We start from the raw sequence: 18,561 nt of genomic DNA on the forward strand, positions 1-18,561 counted from the left end.
TTCGATGACAGATGCGGCCGCCGACTTCGTCAATGTAAAATAAAGTCGTTCGATCCCGCGCTCGTGTTGAGATTGAAAACGTTGAGAATCTCGATGGTTTCAGCCAACGCGGCGCCACCATGAGCCGCATCGGGAGTAATTGTGTAAAAATCGGTCGCCGCGACCCGCTGGAACGTCGCGCCACTGGCCAGTGTGCCATAACCATAAAAGTCCAAATGATCGCCGGCATTGGCTCCCGCTCCGGCAAAATCGGTCACCACATCGCCATTGGCCTCACCGAAATTGAATTTGAAGGAATCATTGCCGGCGCCGCCTGTCAGGCGATCCGCGCCGGCTCCGCCGTCGAGCGTATCGGCGCCGCCTCCACCATTCAGCACATCGTTGCCGCCACCTCCTGTCAAGACATCGGCGGCGCTACTGCCGGTCAGCACATCGTTATAGGCCGAACCCGTCAGATTCTCGAAACCAGTCAGCGTGTCCGACCCGGCGCCGAACGTGTTCTGTGCCGAGGTTACGGCAAGACTGACCGTTACCCCTGCGCTCGCATGCGCGTACGAGACTGTGTCGATGCCGGCACCGCCCGCCAGCACGTTGTTTCCCGCGTCACCCTCCAGGAGGTCGTTGAATTGGGAGCCGGTCAGGTTCTCGATGTTGGCCAGAATATCACCCTGAGCATCACCGCCGCTACCCTGCCCCGTCGCCAAGCTCACGTTGACGCCAGTCCCCGAGGCCGTGTAGGTCGCCGTGTCAGTGCCCTGCCCGCCGTCGAGCGTATCCGCGCCGCCAAGTCCGACGAGGATGTTGTTGCCAGAATTTCCGACGATAACGTTGTCAACCCCATTGCCGGTGCCATTGATGTTCGAGGTCCCCGTCAACGTAAGGTTTTCCACGTTGGTCCCGAGCGTGTATGTGACCGACGACTGCACGGTGTCCGTACCCTCGCCCGCGTTCTCCACGACCGTGTCACCGGTGTTGGTGATGATGTAAGTATCATCGCCCAGCCCGCCAATCAGCGTGTCGGCTCCGCCGCCGCCGGCGATCTGGTCGGCAAACGCGCTGCCGGTGATGATGAATTTCTCACTCTGATTGTGTATGTCGATCGTCACACCTGCGTCGGCCGATGCCGCCGAGACAGCTTCGACGTTGGTGATCTGTGCATTCGTTGCGGTGTTGAGGCCCGTGGACGTCGCAGACAGGACGATGGTGTCTGTGCCTGCGCCGCCATTCACGATATCGGCCCCGATAAAGCCGATGATCTTGTCGTTGCCGCCACCGGCCGTGATGCTGTCAGCTCCGGCTCCGCCCGTGATGATGTCATCCGATGTAGTGCCGGTGATGGTGAACCCTTCGCTTTGGCTATGGAGGTCGATGACCACGCCCGCTGCTGCCGACGCAGCATTGATGGCTTCAACGTTGACGATTTGGGCGTCCGCGGCGGTGTTCAGATCACTGGACGTGGCGGACAGGATGACGCTGTCCGTGCCCGCGCCGCCATTCACGGTGTCGGCTCCTACAAAGCCAATGATCGAGTCGGCGCCCCCGCCACCCGTGATCAGGTCGGCGAGTGCGCTGCCGGCGATGGTGAACCCCTCGCTTTGATTGTGCAAATCAATCGTCACACCCGCGGCTGCAGAAGCCGCCGACACAGCCTCGACATTGGTGATTTGGGCGTTCGTTGCGACGTTGAAGTCCGTGGACGTCGCGGACAGGACGATGGTGTCTGTCCCCGCGCCGCCATTGACGGAATCAGCCCCGACGAATCCGATAACCTTGTCGTTGCCGCCGCCGGCGGCGATGCTGTCGGCCCCGGCTCCGCCCGTGATGGTATCATCCAAAGCACTGCCCGTGACGGTAAATCCTTCACTCTGGCTGTGAAGGTCGATGACCACACCGGCTGCCGCGGACGCAGCGTTGATAGCCTCGACATTGACGATTTGGGCATTGGTGGCCGCGTTCAGATCAGTGGACGTGGCCGACAGCACGATGCTGTCCGTTCCCACGCCGCCGTTGACGGTGTCCGCTCCCACAAAGCCAGTGATCGAGTCGTTACCCGCTCCTCCTGCAATGTTGTTAGCGGCTGACGTGCCGGCAATCGTATCGTTACCCCCAAGCCCGAACGTCGCGGTTGCGCCAGCCGCCACGGTGATGGCCTGGCCAGCAGAGGTTCCGAACTGAAGCGTTAGCGGTTGAGCGTAAAGATTGCCTGCCTGATCCTCCGCAACAACGTATATGCTTGGCCAGCTGCTCAGGGCCGCCGTCGTTGTGAGAACTCCAGTGTTGGCATCGATCGAGATTCCATTACTGCTTTGGCTGATCCCTGACGTTCCGGCGGCATTCGACGCAAAGAAATACTTGAACGGTGAGCCGGTCGCATCTCCTGTTTGAGCAATCGATCCAATGACCGTTCCCGCAGCAATGTTAGTCGTTCCATCAAAATTCGAATTCGCCAACGTAAACTGCCATCCCGTCGGGCCATGGGTATCAAGCGTAAATGTCACCGGCGAGGTCGCACCGACATTGCCCGCGGCATCGGTCTCGCTTGCTATTACCGTATGTGACCCATCAGCCAGGCCGGTCGGCGCAAAGCTCCAGGCACCGCTGGCGTCCGCTTCGACCGTTGCAACAATCTCCGTGCCATCCACCGTGAAGTGAATCACGGCGTTAGCCTCCGCCGCACCTGCAATTGCGGCGTTCGAGGTGATCTTGTCCGTCGCGGATAGACCGGTGTCACTGGCCAGACTTGCCGTCACCACGGGAGCCGAGGTATCGACGGCGAAAGCCAGAGGATCACTGATCGCGCTGATATTGCCTGCCGCATCGGTTGCGGTCACCATATAGCTGTGAGTTGACCCGTTCGTGAGGCGGCCGATGGTGTAAGACCAGTTGCCCAAACCGTCTGCCGTTGTGGTCCCGAGCGCCTGGAATCCATTGATAGCAAAGTCCATCGAAGTGGGAGTTCCCCCACGAGGATTGCCGTCGACAAAATACAAGGAGCTAGCCACGCCAGGATAAAGGGTTGGATAAAGCGGCGATCCATTGGACGTGAGGGACAGATAGTAGGTGCCAGAGCTAAGCGTCGTGGACGGAAGCTTGACCTCGGCGCCAAGTATTCCGATATTTGCAGTATCTATAAACAGCGTCGTTAATTCAGCCGCACTATAGTCGTGGCTGGACACCGCAGATCCCAGCTGCCCTTGAACTGGTCCAGCGGCGTAGATCGTTACGTCAACGTCCGCGGGGAAGTTCGGCGCCGCGCCGCCGGCTCGGACCACGAAATCAATCGATGTAATGGTAGAAACCTGGCTAAGCGAGAAGGGCTCGTATTCATTTGTTTGCCCAAACCCGTTGGCAATCCAGCCGTTCGCCACAGTTTGCGTAACAGGATAGGTCTGGAACAACGTGCTGGATGAGGTCCCGTCGTAAATTGCGACGGCACTGCCAGCCTCGGCCGTTCCGGTCAGCATCTGCGCTGCGGTATTGTTAGCGGCGTTGACGTAGCCGTTCGATACCGCAGCATCCACGGGCGCAGCCGGCTTTGCCGGCGCAACACCATCGATGACTAGCACACCATCAGGATTCGTCACAGCTGCCCTGAGGTCGGCATCATTACCGAAATTGTCTTTGATCGGTAAGCGGAGCTTTTCTCCCATTTGATTGACTGGTTTCGCTTCGGCTTTCGCTCTGCGATCCTTGGCTTGTCAGAGAGCCGAGAGGAGACTGAAGGCGATGGAACAATCGGGGGAGGAAGCCGAAGCTGATGGCTTTGTGGGGAAGCTTACGCGCCGGACGCGTTCTGGAGGCCGGTTATGGTCTGCGGAGATCAAGGGGCGCGCTGTTTTCGAGAGCATGAAGCCCGACGCCCGGGTATGTGATGTCGCACGGCGTTATGGTGTGAAGGCCCAGCAGTTGACGACGTGGCGCAGATTGGCGCGTGCTGGCCGGCTCGCATTGGTCACGGACGACGCGGCGGATTTCGTGTCGATCGAGCTGAGCGATCCAGTGGCGTCAGGCAAGAGCGAGGGGCCCGTCGAGATTACGATTGGCAAGGTTTCGGTCCGCCTGGATGCGGACGTGTCGGCGGTGCGGATCGCGGAGATCGTGACTGCGATCGAGCGCGGCGCATGATCATTCCGGCGCAGGGACTGCGGATTGTGCTTGCTGTGCGTCCTGTTGACTTCCGGTGTGGGCACGACGCGCTGGCCGGTCTTGTGCAAAACACGCTTGGGCTCGATCCGCATTCGGGCCTGATCGTGGTTTTTCGTTCGAAGCGCGCCGACCGGCTGAAGATTTTGCTATGGGACGGCACGGGCCTCGTTTTGGTCTACAAGCGCCTTGGCCGCGATGGTCGTTTCGAGTGGCCGCAGATCAGCGACGGCGTCATGCATCTGACGCGCGTGCAGTTCGAAGCGCTGTTCGATCACCCATGTTGATGCCCCTCCTTGTTAGGCTGACAGATTCTTAGATCAAGTTGCGCGATGACGTGGTTTCGAAGGTCTCCGATGGCGTGAAGAACGGATGGTGTATTCGGGAAGAGATAGGCGCCGCTGGGCTGGCGATCAATTAGCAAACGCTTGGTTCGGATCTGAACATAGAGCCAGTTTACTGGAATCTCGAGCCTTCGGGCCAGTTCGGGCGGGCTGAGGTATGAGTCGTCATGCTCCCATCGGCTGCGCTGGGCAGTTACCTTGATGGCGGCGGCACGACGGAGCCGCCCAACGGTGATAGGCAGCACCTTATCGGCGCAACGGGGAGAGCGGTGACCTTCCCGAGTAAGGATTGTGGCGATCTTGTCGTCTGGGACGCCGTCGCGAGCGAGCGTCAGAAGGCGTTCCCGCATCTCTGTGCCTCGCGTCAATCTGGTGACGGAGTTGACGCTCATCTTCACTTCGAGCTCCGTCACGGCGCCTCCCCGCCAGACGATCCTAGCCAGGGCCAAGTCGCGCTCACCGCGGTCGAGAACGACCTTTTCGATGAGACATCGCAACAACGCCTTGCGATGCGCATCCGAGATAGTCTCGTCACCCCATATCTGCGGGAGGCGGCCGGTGAGGCTGATGACCTTGTCGTTGAGCTCCTTGCTTATGGCCACTTGTGTGATGGCTTTGGGCGGCGTCTGTCGGGCAAGCGCCTCTTCGGCGGCGCGCACGTCGTTTAGCGCCGCTTCCCATCGACGCTCGAGTTCCGAGGCGACCAACCGATTATCTGGATCAGCTCGGTTGAACTGCCGTTCGGCGAGCGCCGCCGTGTATCGCTTGCGCTCGAGCTCTCGTTCTGCACTGGAGCGTAGCGCATTGTTCGTCTGCTGCTGCACCCGGCGGGAGCGCGACAAGGCATCGAGTTCGGCCGGCGCTAGTGCGGTTAGGAATGCGTCGCCAACGGCTGCATCGATATGGGCGGCGCGGATGTGTTGGCAGGTTGGCTGACCTTCCTGGGTACGCAGGTGATTGCATACATATTCGCCGCCGCCCTTGTAGCGGACGTACATCTTATGGCCACATCGTGCGCACCAGGCAATGCCGTGGAGCAGGAGCTCGCCATTGCGAGGCGCGCCGCGGGTTTTGATGCGCATGTATTCGGCTCGGTTATCTCTGATGACGGATCGGATTTTTTCATAAATTGGCCAGTCGATATAGGCTGGATATCGATCTTTAACGACGATCCGCCACTCCTCCATCGGCCGCGGAGCCTTTTGTGGCAGGGCCCCCTCCCGCTTCGGCGGCCGGAAGCGGGTTCGTCCATAAACAAAGGCGCCCGCGTATGCGGGGTTCTTCAAGATCGCCGCGACGGCAGCCAGCGTCGCGCGCGTCCAGCACAAATCGCCATATCGATCACGACGCGGCAGTTCCAGGTCACGCTCGTTCAACGCTCGCATGACCTTGGCAACGCTGCGCAGCTGCAGGAATAACTGGAAGACGAGACCGAGCCGCCCTTGCACGGCCATGTCGGGATCCTTAACGACCACACCGCTCGGGTCCCGCATCAGCCCGATTGGCAGCATAACCGCAAGTTCGCCGCGTTCGGCTTTGGCCAGCAGGCCGGCGGTCAGCCGGCTGCGGATCGTATGTAGCTCAAGCTCGGAGATCGAACCCTTCAGCCCGAGAAGCAACCGTCCGTTGGGAGTGCCCGGATCATAGACACCATCGCGGTCGGCGATCAGGCAGCCACGTAGACCACAGATATCCAGGAGCGGATACCAGTCGGTACAATTACGCGCCAAGCGGGTCACGTCGATCGACAGGATGAGTCCCACTTCACTCAGGCCAACACGGCCAACGAGTTCCTTGAAGCCGTTACGCTGTGCTATAGACGCGCCGCTCAACCCGAGATCGGCATCAATCACGTCGATGGCCGCCTCACGCCATCCGAGTTCGCGGGCGCGCTGGCGAAGCGCGTATTGAAGGCGCAGGCTCTCCTGATTGCTTACGACCTGATGGGGCGTCGACTGCCGGATGTAGACTACGGCTTTGCGCGCCAAGTGGCTTGGTGTGACCAGCTCGGACTTCATGAGGGATCTCCGCCAAAATTGCGGCGACGTCTTCGACGATCTGGCGTCGGAGCGCGGGCGTCAGCGTCGACCAAAGATCGGCTGGATCCATGCTCATGTGCGTCGGGACAATCCGCTGTCGATAAAAGCTCGAGTAGAGCCTCCATACTCAGCTTAATCTGATTTGCCTCTTGCTCATAATATTCGATTGCGGTTGCTTGAATCAGAAGACTGCTTCCTGCGCGATACTCAACTTCATACGAAGCGGGAATGCCTCGGCCTCGCTGACCGATCTTCCTAATCACTCGATATGAGCGCCCCCACAAAGGATGGTGGGGGTCCCCAACCTCGACCACCTCCGGAAATGATTCGTCAGACTCACTATCAGGGACATTCCTCAATCCCCTCGTTTGAAGGGCTGAACTGGAAGCGAGTGGGCGAACGGATTGTCGCGACGCCAGCTGCGGCGAACTGACTCAGACCCGACAACCTGTTTCGCGCGGGGCTTTGGGATGATAGCTTGCGGATGTGCCGCCGTCCCCCATTGATCCCGCCCGTCTTGCAGCGCTGCCCGCCGATGTGCGCGCGCTCTTCCGCGCGCAGGAAGCGATGATTGAAGCCGAGCGTCGTCGCGCAGACGATGAATGCTCGGCGCGCCTTCATGTCGAGAGTGAACTGGCTGCGTCCAAAGAGAGCGTCGAACGCCTCGAACTGCTCGTGAAGGAGTACGAGCGCGCACGTTTCGGTAAACGCTCGGAGAAGTTCAATCCCGATCAGATGCAACTGGTTCTCGAGGACATCGAGATTGCCATCGCCGAAGTCCAGGAACGCCAGGACGATCGTGCGCGCCGCGCCGGCACGGCGCCGTCCAGCCGCCGGACCAGGCGCGCTGCCCGTGCCTTTCCCGCGCACCTGCCGCGCATCGAGCAGGTGATCGAACCCGAGAACCTCGAGTGTCCCTGCGGCTGCGGCCGGATGGTCCAGATCGGCGAGGATCGCTCCCGCCGTCTCGATGTCATGGCCGCCCAGTATCGTGTGATCGAGACGGTGCGACCGCGCTACGCCTGCGCAAAGGGCTGCACCGGTGTTGCTCAGGCGCCGGCGCCCGCCCATCTCGTGGAGGGTGGCATCCCCACCGAGGCGCTGCTGGCGCAGGTGGCGGTCGCCAAGTTCAGCGAGCACATGCCACTCTATCGTCAGTCGCAGGTTCTGGCTCGGCATGGCATCTTCATCGATCGCGCCGTTCTGGCAGACTGGATGGGAACGGTCGCCTTCCACCTCGCGCCGCTGGTCGAGCGCATGAGCGTCGTGATGAAGCAATCGGGCCGCTTGTTCATAGACGAGACCAGGGCGCCTGTGCTCGATCCGGGCCGGGGCCGAACGAAGACCGGCTATCTGTGGGCTGTCCTGCGCGACGATCGCGGCCACGGCGGCGCTGATCCACCAATCGTGGTCTACCACTACGCGCCAGGACGCGGTGGTGACCATGCTGAGCGCATCCTCGAGGGCTTCGACGGCATCCTTCAGGTCGACGGATACCAGGGCTATCATCGGCTCGCACGGCCCAAGCGCAAAGGCGGCGTGCCGCTGCGGCTGGCCGCATGTTGGTCCCACTCAAGGCGCAAGATCATCGCAGCGACTCCGAAAGCCGGCTCACCCATCGCCGAAGCCGTTCTCGCGCGCATCGCCGCACTCTATGCGATCGAGAAGGAGATCCGTGGCGCCGACGCCCCGGCTCGGCAAACGACCCGTAACGAGCGATCACGGCCGCTCGTCGCTGAACTCGAGAGGTTTCTGCGCGAGCAAGCCGCTCGCCTGTCGCCGGGCAGCGAGATGGGCAAGGCGATCGCCTATCTCCTGAACCATTGGGATGGCCTCACCTTGTTTCTCGACGATGGTTGCGTTGAGATGGACACCAATCCCGTCGAAAATCAAATCAGGCCGCTGACTCTGACGCGTAAAAATAGTTTATTTGCTGGTCACGACGAAGGTGGTCGTTCATGGGCGCGCATAGCTTCGCTCATCGCCACCTGCAAAATCAACAGCGTGGAGCCCTACGTCTGGATGAAAGCGACGCTCAAAGCGATCGCAACCGGTCACCCGCAGTCCCGGATCGACGAGCTCCTGCCCTGGTCGTTCGGCCGCACCTCGTAATTCTCCGTCGTTGCCGCCTCCATACCCCCCGCCAACGATTTGCAAACACGTTGATCAACAGACTGCAATCCCCACGCCAAACCTTTGCGAGTGGGACGCGAACGTCGCTTACTTTGATCGTGCCGCCGTTCAGGCTGAACGCCGTGATGGCGAGATCGGGGGAACTGTCTCCGGGACCAACCGTATAGGTGAAGGTCAATTTGTCGGTTCCGGAGCCGCCGACATAACCGGCGGTAGCTCCGTCATTCAATGTCATGGTCGGGCTGCCGTTAGACGTATCGACCGTCGCGACTCGGCCCATCAGAACAGTTATTGTGACCACATGGCCAACGCCGAGAACGCCGGACCCGTTGGTGATACCGGCACCCGATGTCGATACAGAAAGCGTGCTCAGACCGTTATAAGTGCCGCTGCTGTCCTGGATGACGTCGACGGAGGTTCCGGCGAAGATCGCGGCACGTTGGCCTGCAGTGAAGGCAAAGCCGCTCGCGACGAGGGTATCGTCGCCGGCTCCACCGAGAACATGGAAGCCGGTGGCGGCATCGGCAACAGTGAACGTGGTGCCGCTGGCGTTGGTGCTGGCGATATCTGCACCGTTGACCACCGTCGTATGAGTCAGATCGAGTGTCGCGTCGGCGGTATGGAGATGATCGCTCGTACCGCCACTGATGGACGTAAGATGCGACACGCTGGCCTGATCGATTTCAACCGATTGGTCGGGTGAGAGAGCTAACGCCCAACTTCCGTTAAGATGAATCTGGCGCAGATCGAAAGCACCCGAACCACCTATGCCGATGGAATTCCTTCCGCTGATTGCGCTAGCCGTGAAGACATCGTCATAATTGAAAGTAGCAATGTCCCCTATGTTGATGTTGTTGAAATTTTGACTCCCGGTAAAATCCACGGTGGCCTTGCCGGAGGAAACGTACACGGCAGCACTGCCGCTGTTCCCGCCGCCATGATAATGGATATCGGCAGTTCCGGTTGAGAGCGTAAATGTATCGGGACCATTAAAAAAGGACGGTTTCCCGGTAACGTCCAATGTCGCAGTCCCGGTCGACAAGTTAAAGATGCCGCCATTGCCGCTCGTGATCGTTGCGGCGCCGCTCGATAGGTTGAACGTGCCGCCAAAACTGCTAATCGTTGCAGCTCCGCTCGACAGATTATAGGTGCCAGCCTGAGTACTATTGATCGCTGCAGTCCCGATGGACGTGTTGACCGTATAATTGGCGCTCGCACCCAGGTTGAGCGTCACCGCACCATCGCCGAGAGTGACCGCGCCTCCACCAAACGCTTCATTGTCGACGTTGATCGTCAAGTCGGAGCCGTTGGCGAGGGTCAGGTTTGATTGCCCTCCGGTGAGGTTGACGAGATCTACCTCCTCCATGCCGAGGAACTGCGCCAGCGCGCTCAGATCGAACGATCCCGCACCGAACAGCGCCAGCGTATCGTAGCCAGCTCCACCATCAATCTGATCGGCGGAGTTTAACGTTGCTGCCGTTCCGTTGATCGTGTCGTCGTTGCTCGTCCCAACAATCGTGTCCGTACCGGTCGTGAGGGTATAAGTAGTCATCTTAAACATCTCCTCGTCGCGGATGCGATGATGAACGTTCGGGACTTGATTTAACGATTGTGAGAGAATAGTGCGGCGACAGACTGCAAATAAAAGGGGTCGCTACCGGCGCTCAGAAAGGTGAGCTATCTTAAGAACTCGCGCTGCTAGTCCCTTTCGGCGCCACCGCATTCGACTTGCACGCCACCGCGCTAGGGGTGCCGCTCACTTCATTTTCCAAAATGTTGGCCACGATCAACATGCTTTGACCTCCATCACAAAGGGCGAAAGCTAATTTGGGCAAAGAGCTGGCCCCGCAAATTCGGACAGTAGCTTGAGTGGATTTTCTGCCTGACAGCGGCGAGGATTCTTGCTGCGAATCAGGAGCGAAGATGACGAAGAAGAGCCGCCGGACGCATTCTCCGGCATTCAAGGCGAAGGTTGCTTTGGCTGCGGTCAAAGGCGACAAGACACTGGCGGAGCTGGCGCAACTGTTTGATGTTCATCCGAACCAGATCACGATCTGGAAAAACCAGCTCCTGGAAGGCGCCGCCGGCGTGTTTGGGCATGACAAGACATCGGCCGAGACGCCGGTCGATTTGAAGGCGTTACATGCCAAGATCGGCGAGCTGGCGTTGGAAAACGATTTTTTGTCCGGCGCGCTCACCAAGGCGGGCCTGCTGAGCGCAAAGCGATGATCGACCGCGATCATGATCTTTCTATCGTGCGCCAGGCGAAGGTCCTGAAGCTGGCTCGCAGCACGGTCTACTATGAACCTCGGCCAGTTTCGGCCGAGGACCTTGCCTTGATGCGTCGGCTCGATGAGCTGCATCTCGATTATCCCTTCGCGGGAGCGCGTATGCTGCGATCGTTGCTGCGGCGGGAGGGCGTATACGCCGGTCGCCGCCACATCGCGACGCTGATGAAGCGCATGGGGATCGAGGCGGTCTATCGTCGCCCGAACACGAGCAAGCCGGCTCCGGGTCACAAGATCTACCCGTACCTGTTGCGCGGATTGAAGATCGAGCGGCCCGACCATGCGTGGGCAATGGACATCACCTACATTCCGATGCGGCGTGGCTTCGTCTATCTCGCGGCGGTCGTCGATGTGTTCAGCCGACGGGTCCTGGCCCATCGCGTCTCGATCACAATGGAGGCGGCCTTCTGCGTCGAAGCGGTCCAGGAGGCGTTGGCGAAGCACGGCAGGCCCGAGATTTTCAACACGGATCAGGGCAGCCAGTTCACCAGCCTCGAGTTCACCGATGTGCTGCTGGACGCGAAGATCGCCATCAGCATGGACGGCAAGGGCGCCTGGCGCGACAACGTGTTTGTCGAGCGGCTCTGGCGCACGGTCAAATACGAAGAAGTATATCTCCGCGCCTACGACAGCGTGTCCGAGGCGCGAGCGTCAATTGCCAAGTATCTGGCCTTCTACAATCAGGGACGCCCTCACTCGAGCCTTGACGGGCGCACGCCCGACGAGGCTTACTTCGGCACGCAAGCTATGGTGATGGCCGCATGACCGTCGCCGACGGTTTTGTCGTCGCTCTGGTCGGGCTACGCCCTCCCGACGCAACGACAAAACCGTAAAGCCCCGCGTTCAGCATAACCCGGCAGGAATCCACTTAAATCCAGCGGGGCGCTGTCCAAACAACCGGGGCCAGCTCTCAATGAGATCGACAGCACTCATTGAACTTCAACGTCTTCGTCGGCGCCGAAAACACACCGCTCACATTGGATGAGCGCCTGGGCGGCAACTATCCTGGCCTTCACAGACCATAGCGCCTTGCGTCGAATCTGATGTGAAAGTCCTCAGAAAAATGCGGACCTTCGGAGTGCTCCCGAAACAAGAGTAGTGGTCACGCCTACTCGACCGCCACGCCAATTGCGAGGTACGCCAATCGGATAAGCCCCCTTTTGCTCCCAAGAGACATATTCTAGTCACCTTGAACCTGCTTAGGAAATTTGTGCGAGAATGATCTAGACGGCTGACCCGCCCCAAACTTACTCCTCGTAAAACTACGGGATCGCTTGATGTCAGGATCGGCTAGTTTGCCGACATCTACAACGAATTGTCGACGACAGCTGAAAGTTTCGCACAGTGATATAATGATGCCACTGATCAAAAGAAGCGGCACGCTGGTCAGCGGGGTTCGAACCTGCGCCACTAACACCGCGTTGCGAGCGCAGCATTGCTCCACATACCTCCGTCGAGGCGCTTCCTCTTCATCCAACGAAGTCGCGACACTTTGGATTGACCGACAGAAGTCGCCTTGCAGCGTTGACCCATTATTGAGCGGCGCGCCCTCGCCCACTCGGCCGCATTCGCAGATCCCTTGTTATGGAAGAAGTCGGCCGAAGGCCGACGGCAAACTAACTTGCGCCCGGGTCGGCATCGGTGAGCAACCGCACGCGTATCTAGTGTCCGCTTTGCGCCCCAAAAGCGGCCGTACCGGTGAGGTCGCCCTGTGACCCTGAACCGACGTTCGACGTGAATTTGCCACTCGGGCTGACCGGACGATGTATCCTTCGGAGCCCGTCTTGGGTCATTGGCGTGACTCCCGCTAAGGGTTCAGACACATGAAACCCCGACACTATGTTGGCATCATCAGCTTTGTTGTCGCGGCCGGCCTGCTGGGCACAGGAGCTCTGGTGGTCGGCCAGTCCCACGTGCCGGCACAAGTCATCGCATCCTCGGTGACACGTACACCGGAGCTTATCGAGCGCGCGTGGCGACTGCCCGTGGCGGCCACGTTCCAAAGGCAAGTTAGCTGGCAGTCCAACGGGTCGCGTTGCGGACCCGCCGCCGTTGCCAATGCGTATCGGTCGTTAGGGGAGGCAGCAAGCACGGAGGGTGCGGTGTTGGCTGGCACGGGTCGGTGCTGGACCGGCGTATGCATCCTCGGGCTCACGTTGGACGAACTGGCGGAGGTCGCCCGGGCCAACACGAGCCGGAAAATTACGCTCCTGCGCGATCTCAGTGAAGAACAGTTTCGGGAGCATTTGCGTCGCTCCAATGATCCGGGCCGGCGCTACGTCGTAAACTTCAGTCGCGAGCAAATATTTGGCGCCGCCCTCGGACATCATTCGCCGATTGGCGGCTATCTCGAAGCTGAGGATCTCGTGTTCGTCCTCGACGTCAATTCGGACTACCAGCCATGGCTGGTCGAGCGGACCCGTCTGTTCGCCGCCGTAAATACGCTTGACGGCGACAAGAAGCGGGGACTGTTACTAATAGAGTAACAACGTCGCAATGCAGTCAATTCAGGCGCTCCAACTGTGGGCTCATTCTGGCGGCTTTCCTAACGCGAAAATCTCCGAAATCGTCCGCTTATCGGCGTAGACCGGAAATGGCTGGCGGGCGACTAGAACGACGCTTTTGACCCGAAGCAGAAGTGTCGGGCCCACTGTTCCACTGGGCGTCATGGGAACGATCAACAATTTGAGAAGTTGTATCCGTGTGGCAGGTTCCAAATGCCGGGAGGATGTTGTGCGTCAGCCCCTTGGAATGTTTGCCGCGATGATCTTGATGGCTTCCGGATTTGCGGCCCATGCCGGACAGACCGAGTATGACCCGGCCAAGGTCAGCGACAGCCTGAAGGCAGTTTTCCAATTCGGCTCGGTCTCGACCACGAAGGCGCTGAACGCCAACACGGTCACGCTGCTTACTGGTACGATCGGCGGCACCTATGTGCAGTTCGGTGCAGACCTCGCTTCCGTGCTCGACGACGACGGTAAGCTGCGCGTCCTGCCGATCACCGGTAGAGGTTCGGTGCAGAGCGTCGCCGACATCCTTTTCCTTAAAGGCGTCGATCTCGGCATCGTGCGCGCCGACACGCTCGACTATCTCGAGAAGAAGGGCTTCGCCAACAACATCAAGAAGCGGTTCACCTATGTGACCAAGCTCTACAATGAGGAGATGCAGGTCATCGCACCGAAGGCAGTCAAGACTCTGAGCGATCTCGAAGGCAAGACGGTGAGCGTCGACCTGCCCAATGGCGGCACGTTTGTAACTGCACTGACAGTTTTCGAGCGGCTCGGGATCAAAGCGAACTTCGTTTATATCGAGCAGCGGATCGCAATGGAAAAGTTGAAGAAGGGCGAGCTCGACGCCGTCATCGTGGTGGGCGGCAAGCCGTACCTGTCTGTCACTACCTTTAAAAATGACGGCCCTTTTCATCTTGCTGCGGTCGACTATTCGAAGCCCCTGCAGAGCGATTATCTGCCGGCGACGTTGACCTCGAAAGATTATCCGAACCTGATTCCCGAGGGGGAGACGGTGGATACGATCGCGGTGCCGGCGGTGCTTGCAGCCTACAATTGGGCACCCAACACTGAACGCCGTCGCAAGCTCGCCCTGTTCGTTGACGCCTTCTTCGCGAAATTCGCCGCTTTGCAGAACCCGCCCTTTCATCCCAAGTGGAAGGAGGTCTCCCTGACGGCACCCCTCGCCGGCTGGAATCGCCTGCCGCTCGCGCAGCAATGGCTCGACCAACACGGCGTCGAACCGGTAAAGCGAGAACGCTTTGAGGCATTCCTGCAAGAGAACCCAGCCGTCGCTAATATCCAGTCGGAGGCCGATAAGGAAGCACTATTCCGGCAATTTCAGACCTGGGAACAGGGGAGAAACGCGCAGGCACGGATGAACTCCCAGGTGGACTCCAAGAAGGTTCGAGACCGGGACTATACCTCTCACTCCGCAATGCAAGCTGCACCTCCACGCCACGCGCCCCGCCGATCCCACCCTCCAAGGCGGGCACTCGGTAGCTTGACGGGGCAAGGCTCGGTAAGCGAATGCAGCCATCCCGATTTCTGCAATCGCGCAAGCGAGGAAGCCTGGCGAAACCCATTCCCCGGCGCCAATCAGGGACTCACAACTTTCGATGATCCGTTTCGAGGCTTCGCTCCGACACAGCTCAGATAATGGAAGCCCTCCGATCGCGCGCTGATGTTCGTCGGGGGGCGCCCTGTCGCCGAGCGTCGTGACGTTGTCGGCCATCTAAGGTCAACTCGCACCCTTTCCGGCGACTTAGGAAGGTCCGCTGCTGGCCCTTAGCCGAAGGTCGATCGAGCGCTTGTCATGTCCGCTGTCAGGGGCAAACCGGACGCCGATCCAACTTGGTGTCCACCGCTGCTTTTGACCCAACTGCGACATCGCGCGGAGACGCGCCCGGTGAGCTCAATGCAGCGACCATGATCGAGACGTGATACAGTGCGTGCCGCCGTCCTCAAGCTGCCGTGAGGATCGAATGAAGCGGCGAGAGTTCATAGCGGCTTTTGCGGCGTTGCTCGTTTCACCACGGAAGCGGGGGCGATCATGAGGCGCAGACATTTTCTGGGTTTTGTAACCGGAGGGGCCATTTCGCCAATCGCGGCTACAGCGCAGCCGGTCACGCGCCACATTGGCGTACTCGTCCTCGGCAATCCGAATCCCGAGTCATTCCTGAAAGAACTGCGCGACGGACTTCGGGAACTCGGCCATCTCGAGAATCGGGACATCCAGCTGCAAATCCGTTCGGCGGGAGGCAATGCAGCTGTGCTTGCCGACGCGGCCGCCGACCTCGTGAGGCTAAAGGTTGACATTATCGTCGCCTGGCAGACGCCTGCGGCTACGGCTGCAAAACGTGCCACAGCCGAAATACCGATCGTGATGACCTCAGGCGATCCGGTCGGCACTGGTCTCGTCGCCAGCCTGTCCCGGCCGGGCGGCCACGTAACCGGAGTGGATAGTTTCGGGGCTCAGCTCGGAGGCAAATGCGTCGAACTGATTCGCGATACGATTCCGTCGGCGCATCGGGTGGCGATCCTTGCCAATGCGGCTGACCCATTCACCAAATCCTTCCTCGCGGAGATTGACAAAGTCGCGGGCAGTATCGGTGTCGCGACGCAGCCATTGATGCGCCATCCCGACGATGAATTCGAGACCGCTTTCGCTGAAATGCGGAATGGCGCGGCCGATGCTGTGATCATTCAGCCCACTCTTTTGCGCGCTACCAGCATTGAGTTGGCGCTGAAAAACAAACTTGCGTCATTCTCCATAGTACGGGCATTGCCGGCGGCGGGTGGGCTCATGGCGTACACGCAGGATGCGGCGGAGCAGACCCGAGCAATGGCAAGCTACGTCGACAAGATATTGAAGGGAGGAAAGCCGGCGGAGATGCCGGTTTCGCAACCGACCAAATTTGAGCTGATCATCAACCTCAAAACCGCCAGGGCACTCAATCTCCATATTCCGCCGACCCTACTCGCGCGGGCCCACGAGGTGATTGAATAGGGCGGTGCATGTCTCCTTATGGCCCGTCGCATCAGTTGGCGCAGTGCTGCGGCATGTCCGAAGTTGAGGTTGGAACGGAAGTAGCTGGCCGACTGTAAAAACGACGCGATTGACCCGAAGGCGACGTTCGGCCAGCGACCGCAATGATAGCCTTCGTGAGGATCAGGGCCATGACTTCCTACAGCCGGGACAATCGTCAGAGCGCGACTGTTTCCTCGACCACATGTTTCAGCGGCGTCCCCTCAGCGGACAGGGTCATTCGCAGTTTGAGCTTGCCACCCTTCACCTCCCCGCTACGCACTAGGTTCTCAATTTCACGTTGCGATGTAACTCCGACATGCTTCAGAAATTTACGGATAGCCATATTGAAGCGGTCTTCATCGAACTCGGCGGTCATGGCTGTTCTCCCTGATTGGGCAGGTAAAGTCTAACACGAGGCGAGCAATGACGAAACACCGAGGCCCCGCTCGCGTCGCCGCCGACTTCCTCCTCAACCTGATTGCCTGCAACCTCGGCCCGAAGCTGAAGACTACACCTCGAAGCGAAAGTCTCACTCAGTGGAGTGCTTCCGCGCGTGGCCCCTTTGAGACATGCCGCCGGGCTCAAGATATGTCTGGTTATAGCAGAGAACCGGAAACGATCGGTGCTCGGCCAGAAACCGGATATCTGCCTGATCGGCACTTGAGGCAGGACGTGCGCCACGTCTCACGCGTCCCGAAAAAGTGCTAATCTTGGACACTGCACCGGACACACGCGACGGCCGAAAGCTCGTCAAGCATTGGATGAAGGGTGATCGTCTGGTCGCTCGCAGTATGCAGTCGGAGGAACAACAATGCAATTGCGGGACTTTGGGCGTACCGGGATGCAGCTCTCGGTGCTGGGCTTCGGCTGCGGTGCAGTGGGCGGACTTATGGTACGCGGCGATCCTGCCGAACAGGAGCGTACCATCGCGCAGGCGATCGCCGCTGGCGTGAACTACTTCGATACCGCGGTGCAATACGGCAATGGGGAATCCGAAAAGAATCTTGGCCGCGTCTTGCAAAAGCTGAAACCGGCTAACGTGGCCGTCGGCACCAAAGTCCGATTGCTGCCCAGCGAGTTCGGTCGCATTGCCGACGCAGTAACGATGTCGCTCGAAGGGAGTCTAAGGCGAGTAGGCCTTGACCATGTCGACATCTTCCAACTGCACAATCCGATTACCGAGACGGGAGGCGGATTCGCGCTGAGCGTCCGACAAGTGCTCGGAGACGTCGTACCGGCCTTCGAGCGCCTGCGTCAGCAGGGGAAGACTCGTTTCCTCGGGATTACGGCAGTAGGAGACACGGCCGCACTGCATCAAGTGATCGATGCCTGCGTCCTCGACAGCGCTCAAGTCGTCTACAACATGCTCAATCCATCTGCCGCCGAGGAGTTGCCGACGAACTATCCGGCGCAAGACTACGGACGATTGTTCGATCATACCAAGGCGGCCGGCGTTGGAGTGGTGGGCATCCGCGTGCTGGCCGGCGGCGCACTATCGGGCTCAACCGAGCGTCATCTGATTGCGGCTCTGGCACCCGAGCCGATTGGTTCGGCCATGACTTACGATGCCGACGTCGATCGCGCACGCCGTCTAATCCCGCTGGTAAAGGAAGGGTTCGTTACAAGCCTGACCGAAGCCGCCACGCGCTTTGCGCTGTCTCATCCGGCGATGGGCACTATCTTGGTTGGCATAGCGACGCAGCAACAGTTCGAGGACGCACTCGCCGCGGTTCAAAAAGGCCCATTACCGCGAACTGCATTCGACCGGCTGTCAGCACTGTGGCAGGAATTCTCTGGTGAACCACGATGATCGTCCAGGTCGCCCATACCCGATTGCAGCGAGTCTAGAATCGGCGGCCCACCGAGATTCGCAAATCAGTCATTATGGAACGTCTACGTCTGTCCTTCTCTCAACAGCGGACACTTCGCCATCCATCTGCGACGTCCGCTAAGTGCGGCCAGAGACGTACATTGCGCTGACGCACGAGAAGCCATGTCCGCTGAAAGCCATCTGAGAAACTTGGGGTGCTATAGACAGGCCTCCACGCGGTCACGCGAATTGTTTAGGAAACCTTC

General features: G+C 59.6%; 11 protein-coding genes and 1 pseudogene. 8 read left to right on the forward strand and 4 right to left on the reverse strand.

Annotated elements, in window-relative coordinates:
* Positions 1-29 precede the first annotated feature (29 nt).
* A complete protein-coding gene (locus J4G43_RS50550; RefSeq protein WP_208083533.1) occupies positions 30-3,650 on the reverse strand; it encodes a beta strand repeat-containing protein in 3,621 nt (1,206 codons plus the stop codon).
* Between the two features lie 76 nt (positions 3,651-3,726).
* Here J4G43_RS50550 and J4G43_RS50555 point away from each other — a divergent pair, with 76 nt between their 5' ends.
* Positions 3,727-4,125: a transposase gene (locus J4G43_RS50555; protein WP_026192391.1), complete on the forward strand. Its 399-nt coding sequence runs from the start codon at positions 3,727-3,729 to the stop codon at positions 4,123-4,125.
* Entirely contained in the window at positions 4,122-4,430 is a 309-nt protein-coding gene (gene tnpB / locus J4G43_RS50560; protein WP_060907863.1) for an IS66 family insertion sequence element accessory protein TnpB, read from the forward strand. The genes J4G43_RS50555 and tnpB overlap by 4 nt, the downstream gene beginning before the upstream one ends.
* Here tnpB and J4G43_RS50565 read toward each other — a convergent pair.
* The gene (locus tag J4G43_RS50565; protein ID WP_049810452.1) at positions 4,418-6,505 is read right to left on the reverse strand and encodes a recombinase family protein; all 2,088 of its coding nucleotides are present in this window, start codon (positions 6,503-6,505) and stop codon (positions 4,418-4,420) included. The two genes, tnpB and J4G43_RS50565, sit on opposite strands and share 13 nt — an antisense overlap.
* A 588-nt stretch (positions 6,506-7,093) precedes the next feature.
* On the opposite strand from J4G43_RS50565, the gene tnpC reads away from it, so the two are divergent.
* A complete protein-coding gene (gene tnpC / locus J4G43_RS50570; RefSeq protein WP_224517700.1) occupies positions 7,094-8,638 on the forward strand; it encodes an IS66 family transposase in 1,545 nt (514 codons plus the stop codon).
* Here the strand turns inward: tnpC and J4G43_RS50575 are convergent.
* Positions 8,562-10,211 (reverse strand): beta strand repeat-containing protein, encoded by a 1,650-nt coding sequence (locus J4G43_RS50575; RefSeq protein ID WP_208083535.1) that lies wholly within the window; start codon positions 10,209-10,211, stop codon positions 8,562-8,564. The genes tnpC and J4G43_RS50575 overlap by 77 nt on opposite strands.
* 371 nt (positions 10,212-10,582) lie before the next feature.
* Here J4G43_RS50575 and J4G43_RS50580 point away from each other — a divergent pair.
* The 4 genes and pseudogenes from J4G43_RS50580 (at position 10,583) to J4G43_RS50595 (ending at position 16,464) form a co-directional block, all read left to right on the forward strand.
* Positions 10,583-11,712 (forward strand): IS3-like element ISRj2 family transposase gene (locus J4G43_RS50580; RefSeq protein WP_129557670.1). Its coding sequence is split into 2 segments (ribosomal slippage): positions 10,583-10,835 and positions 10,835-11,712, totalling 1,131 coding nucleotides; the frame shifts between segments, so codons are not numbered across the junction.
* 1,058 nt (positions 11,713-12,770) lie between these two features.
* Positions 12,771-13,433 (forward strand): phytochelatin synthase family protein, encoded by a 663-nt coding sequence (locus tag J4G43_RS50585; RefSeq protein WP_208083536.1) that lies wholly within the window; start codon positions 12,771-12,773, stop codon positions 13,431-13,433.
* 265 nt (positions 13,434-13,698) lie between these two features.
* Positions 13,699-14,844 (forward strand): annotated as a pseudogene (locus tag J4G43_RS50590) (TAXI family TRAP transporter solute-binding subunit); the annotation flags it as partial.
* A gap of 663 nt (positions 14,845-15,507) precedes the next feature.
* Positions 15,508-16,464: an ABC transporter substrate-binding protein gene (locus tag J4G43_RS50595; protein WP_208083537.1), complete on the forward strand. Its 957-nt coding sequence runs from the start codon at positions 15,508-15,510 to the stop codon at positions 16,462-16,464.
* A gap of 196 nt (positions 16,465-16,660) precedes the next feature.
* Here the strand turns inward: J4G43_RS50595 and J4G43_RS50600 are convergent, their stop codons facing one another.
* Positions 16,661-16,861: a DUF6494 family protein gene (locus J4G43_RS50600; RefSeq protein WP_027548237.1), complete on the reverse strand. Its 201-nt coding sequence runs from the start codon at positions 16,859-16,861 to the stop codon at positions 16,661-16,663.
* Positions 16,862-17,296: 435 nt separating this feature from the next.
* On the opposite strand from J4G43_RS50600, the gene J4G43_RS50605 reads away from it, so the two are divergent.
* Positions 17,297-18,295, forward strand: a complete 999-nt coding sequence (locus J4G43_RS50605) for an aldo/keto reductase (RefSeq protein WP_208083538.1) — start codon at positions 17,297-17,299, stop codon at positions 18,293-18,295.
* The last annotated feature ends 266 nt before the right edge of the window (positions 18,296-18,561 follow it).

Source organism: Bradyrhizobium barranii subsp. barranii, assembly GCF_017565645.3.
Taxonomy (GTDB): domain Bacteria; phylum Pseudomonadota; class Alphaproteobacteria; order Rhizobiales; family Xanthobacteraceae; genus Bradyrhizobium; species Bradyrhizobium barranii.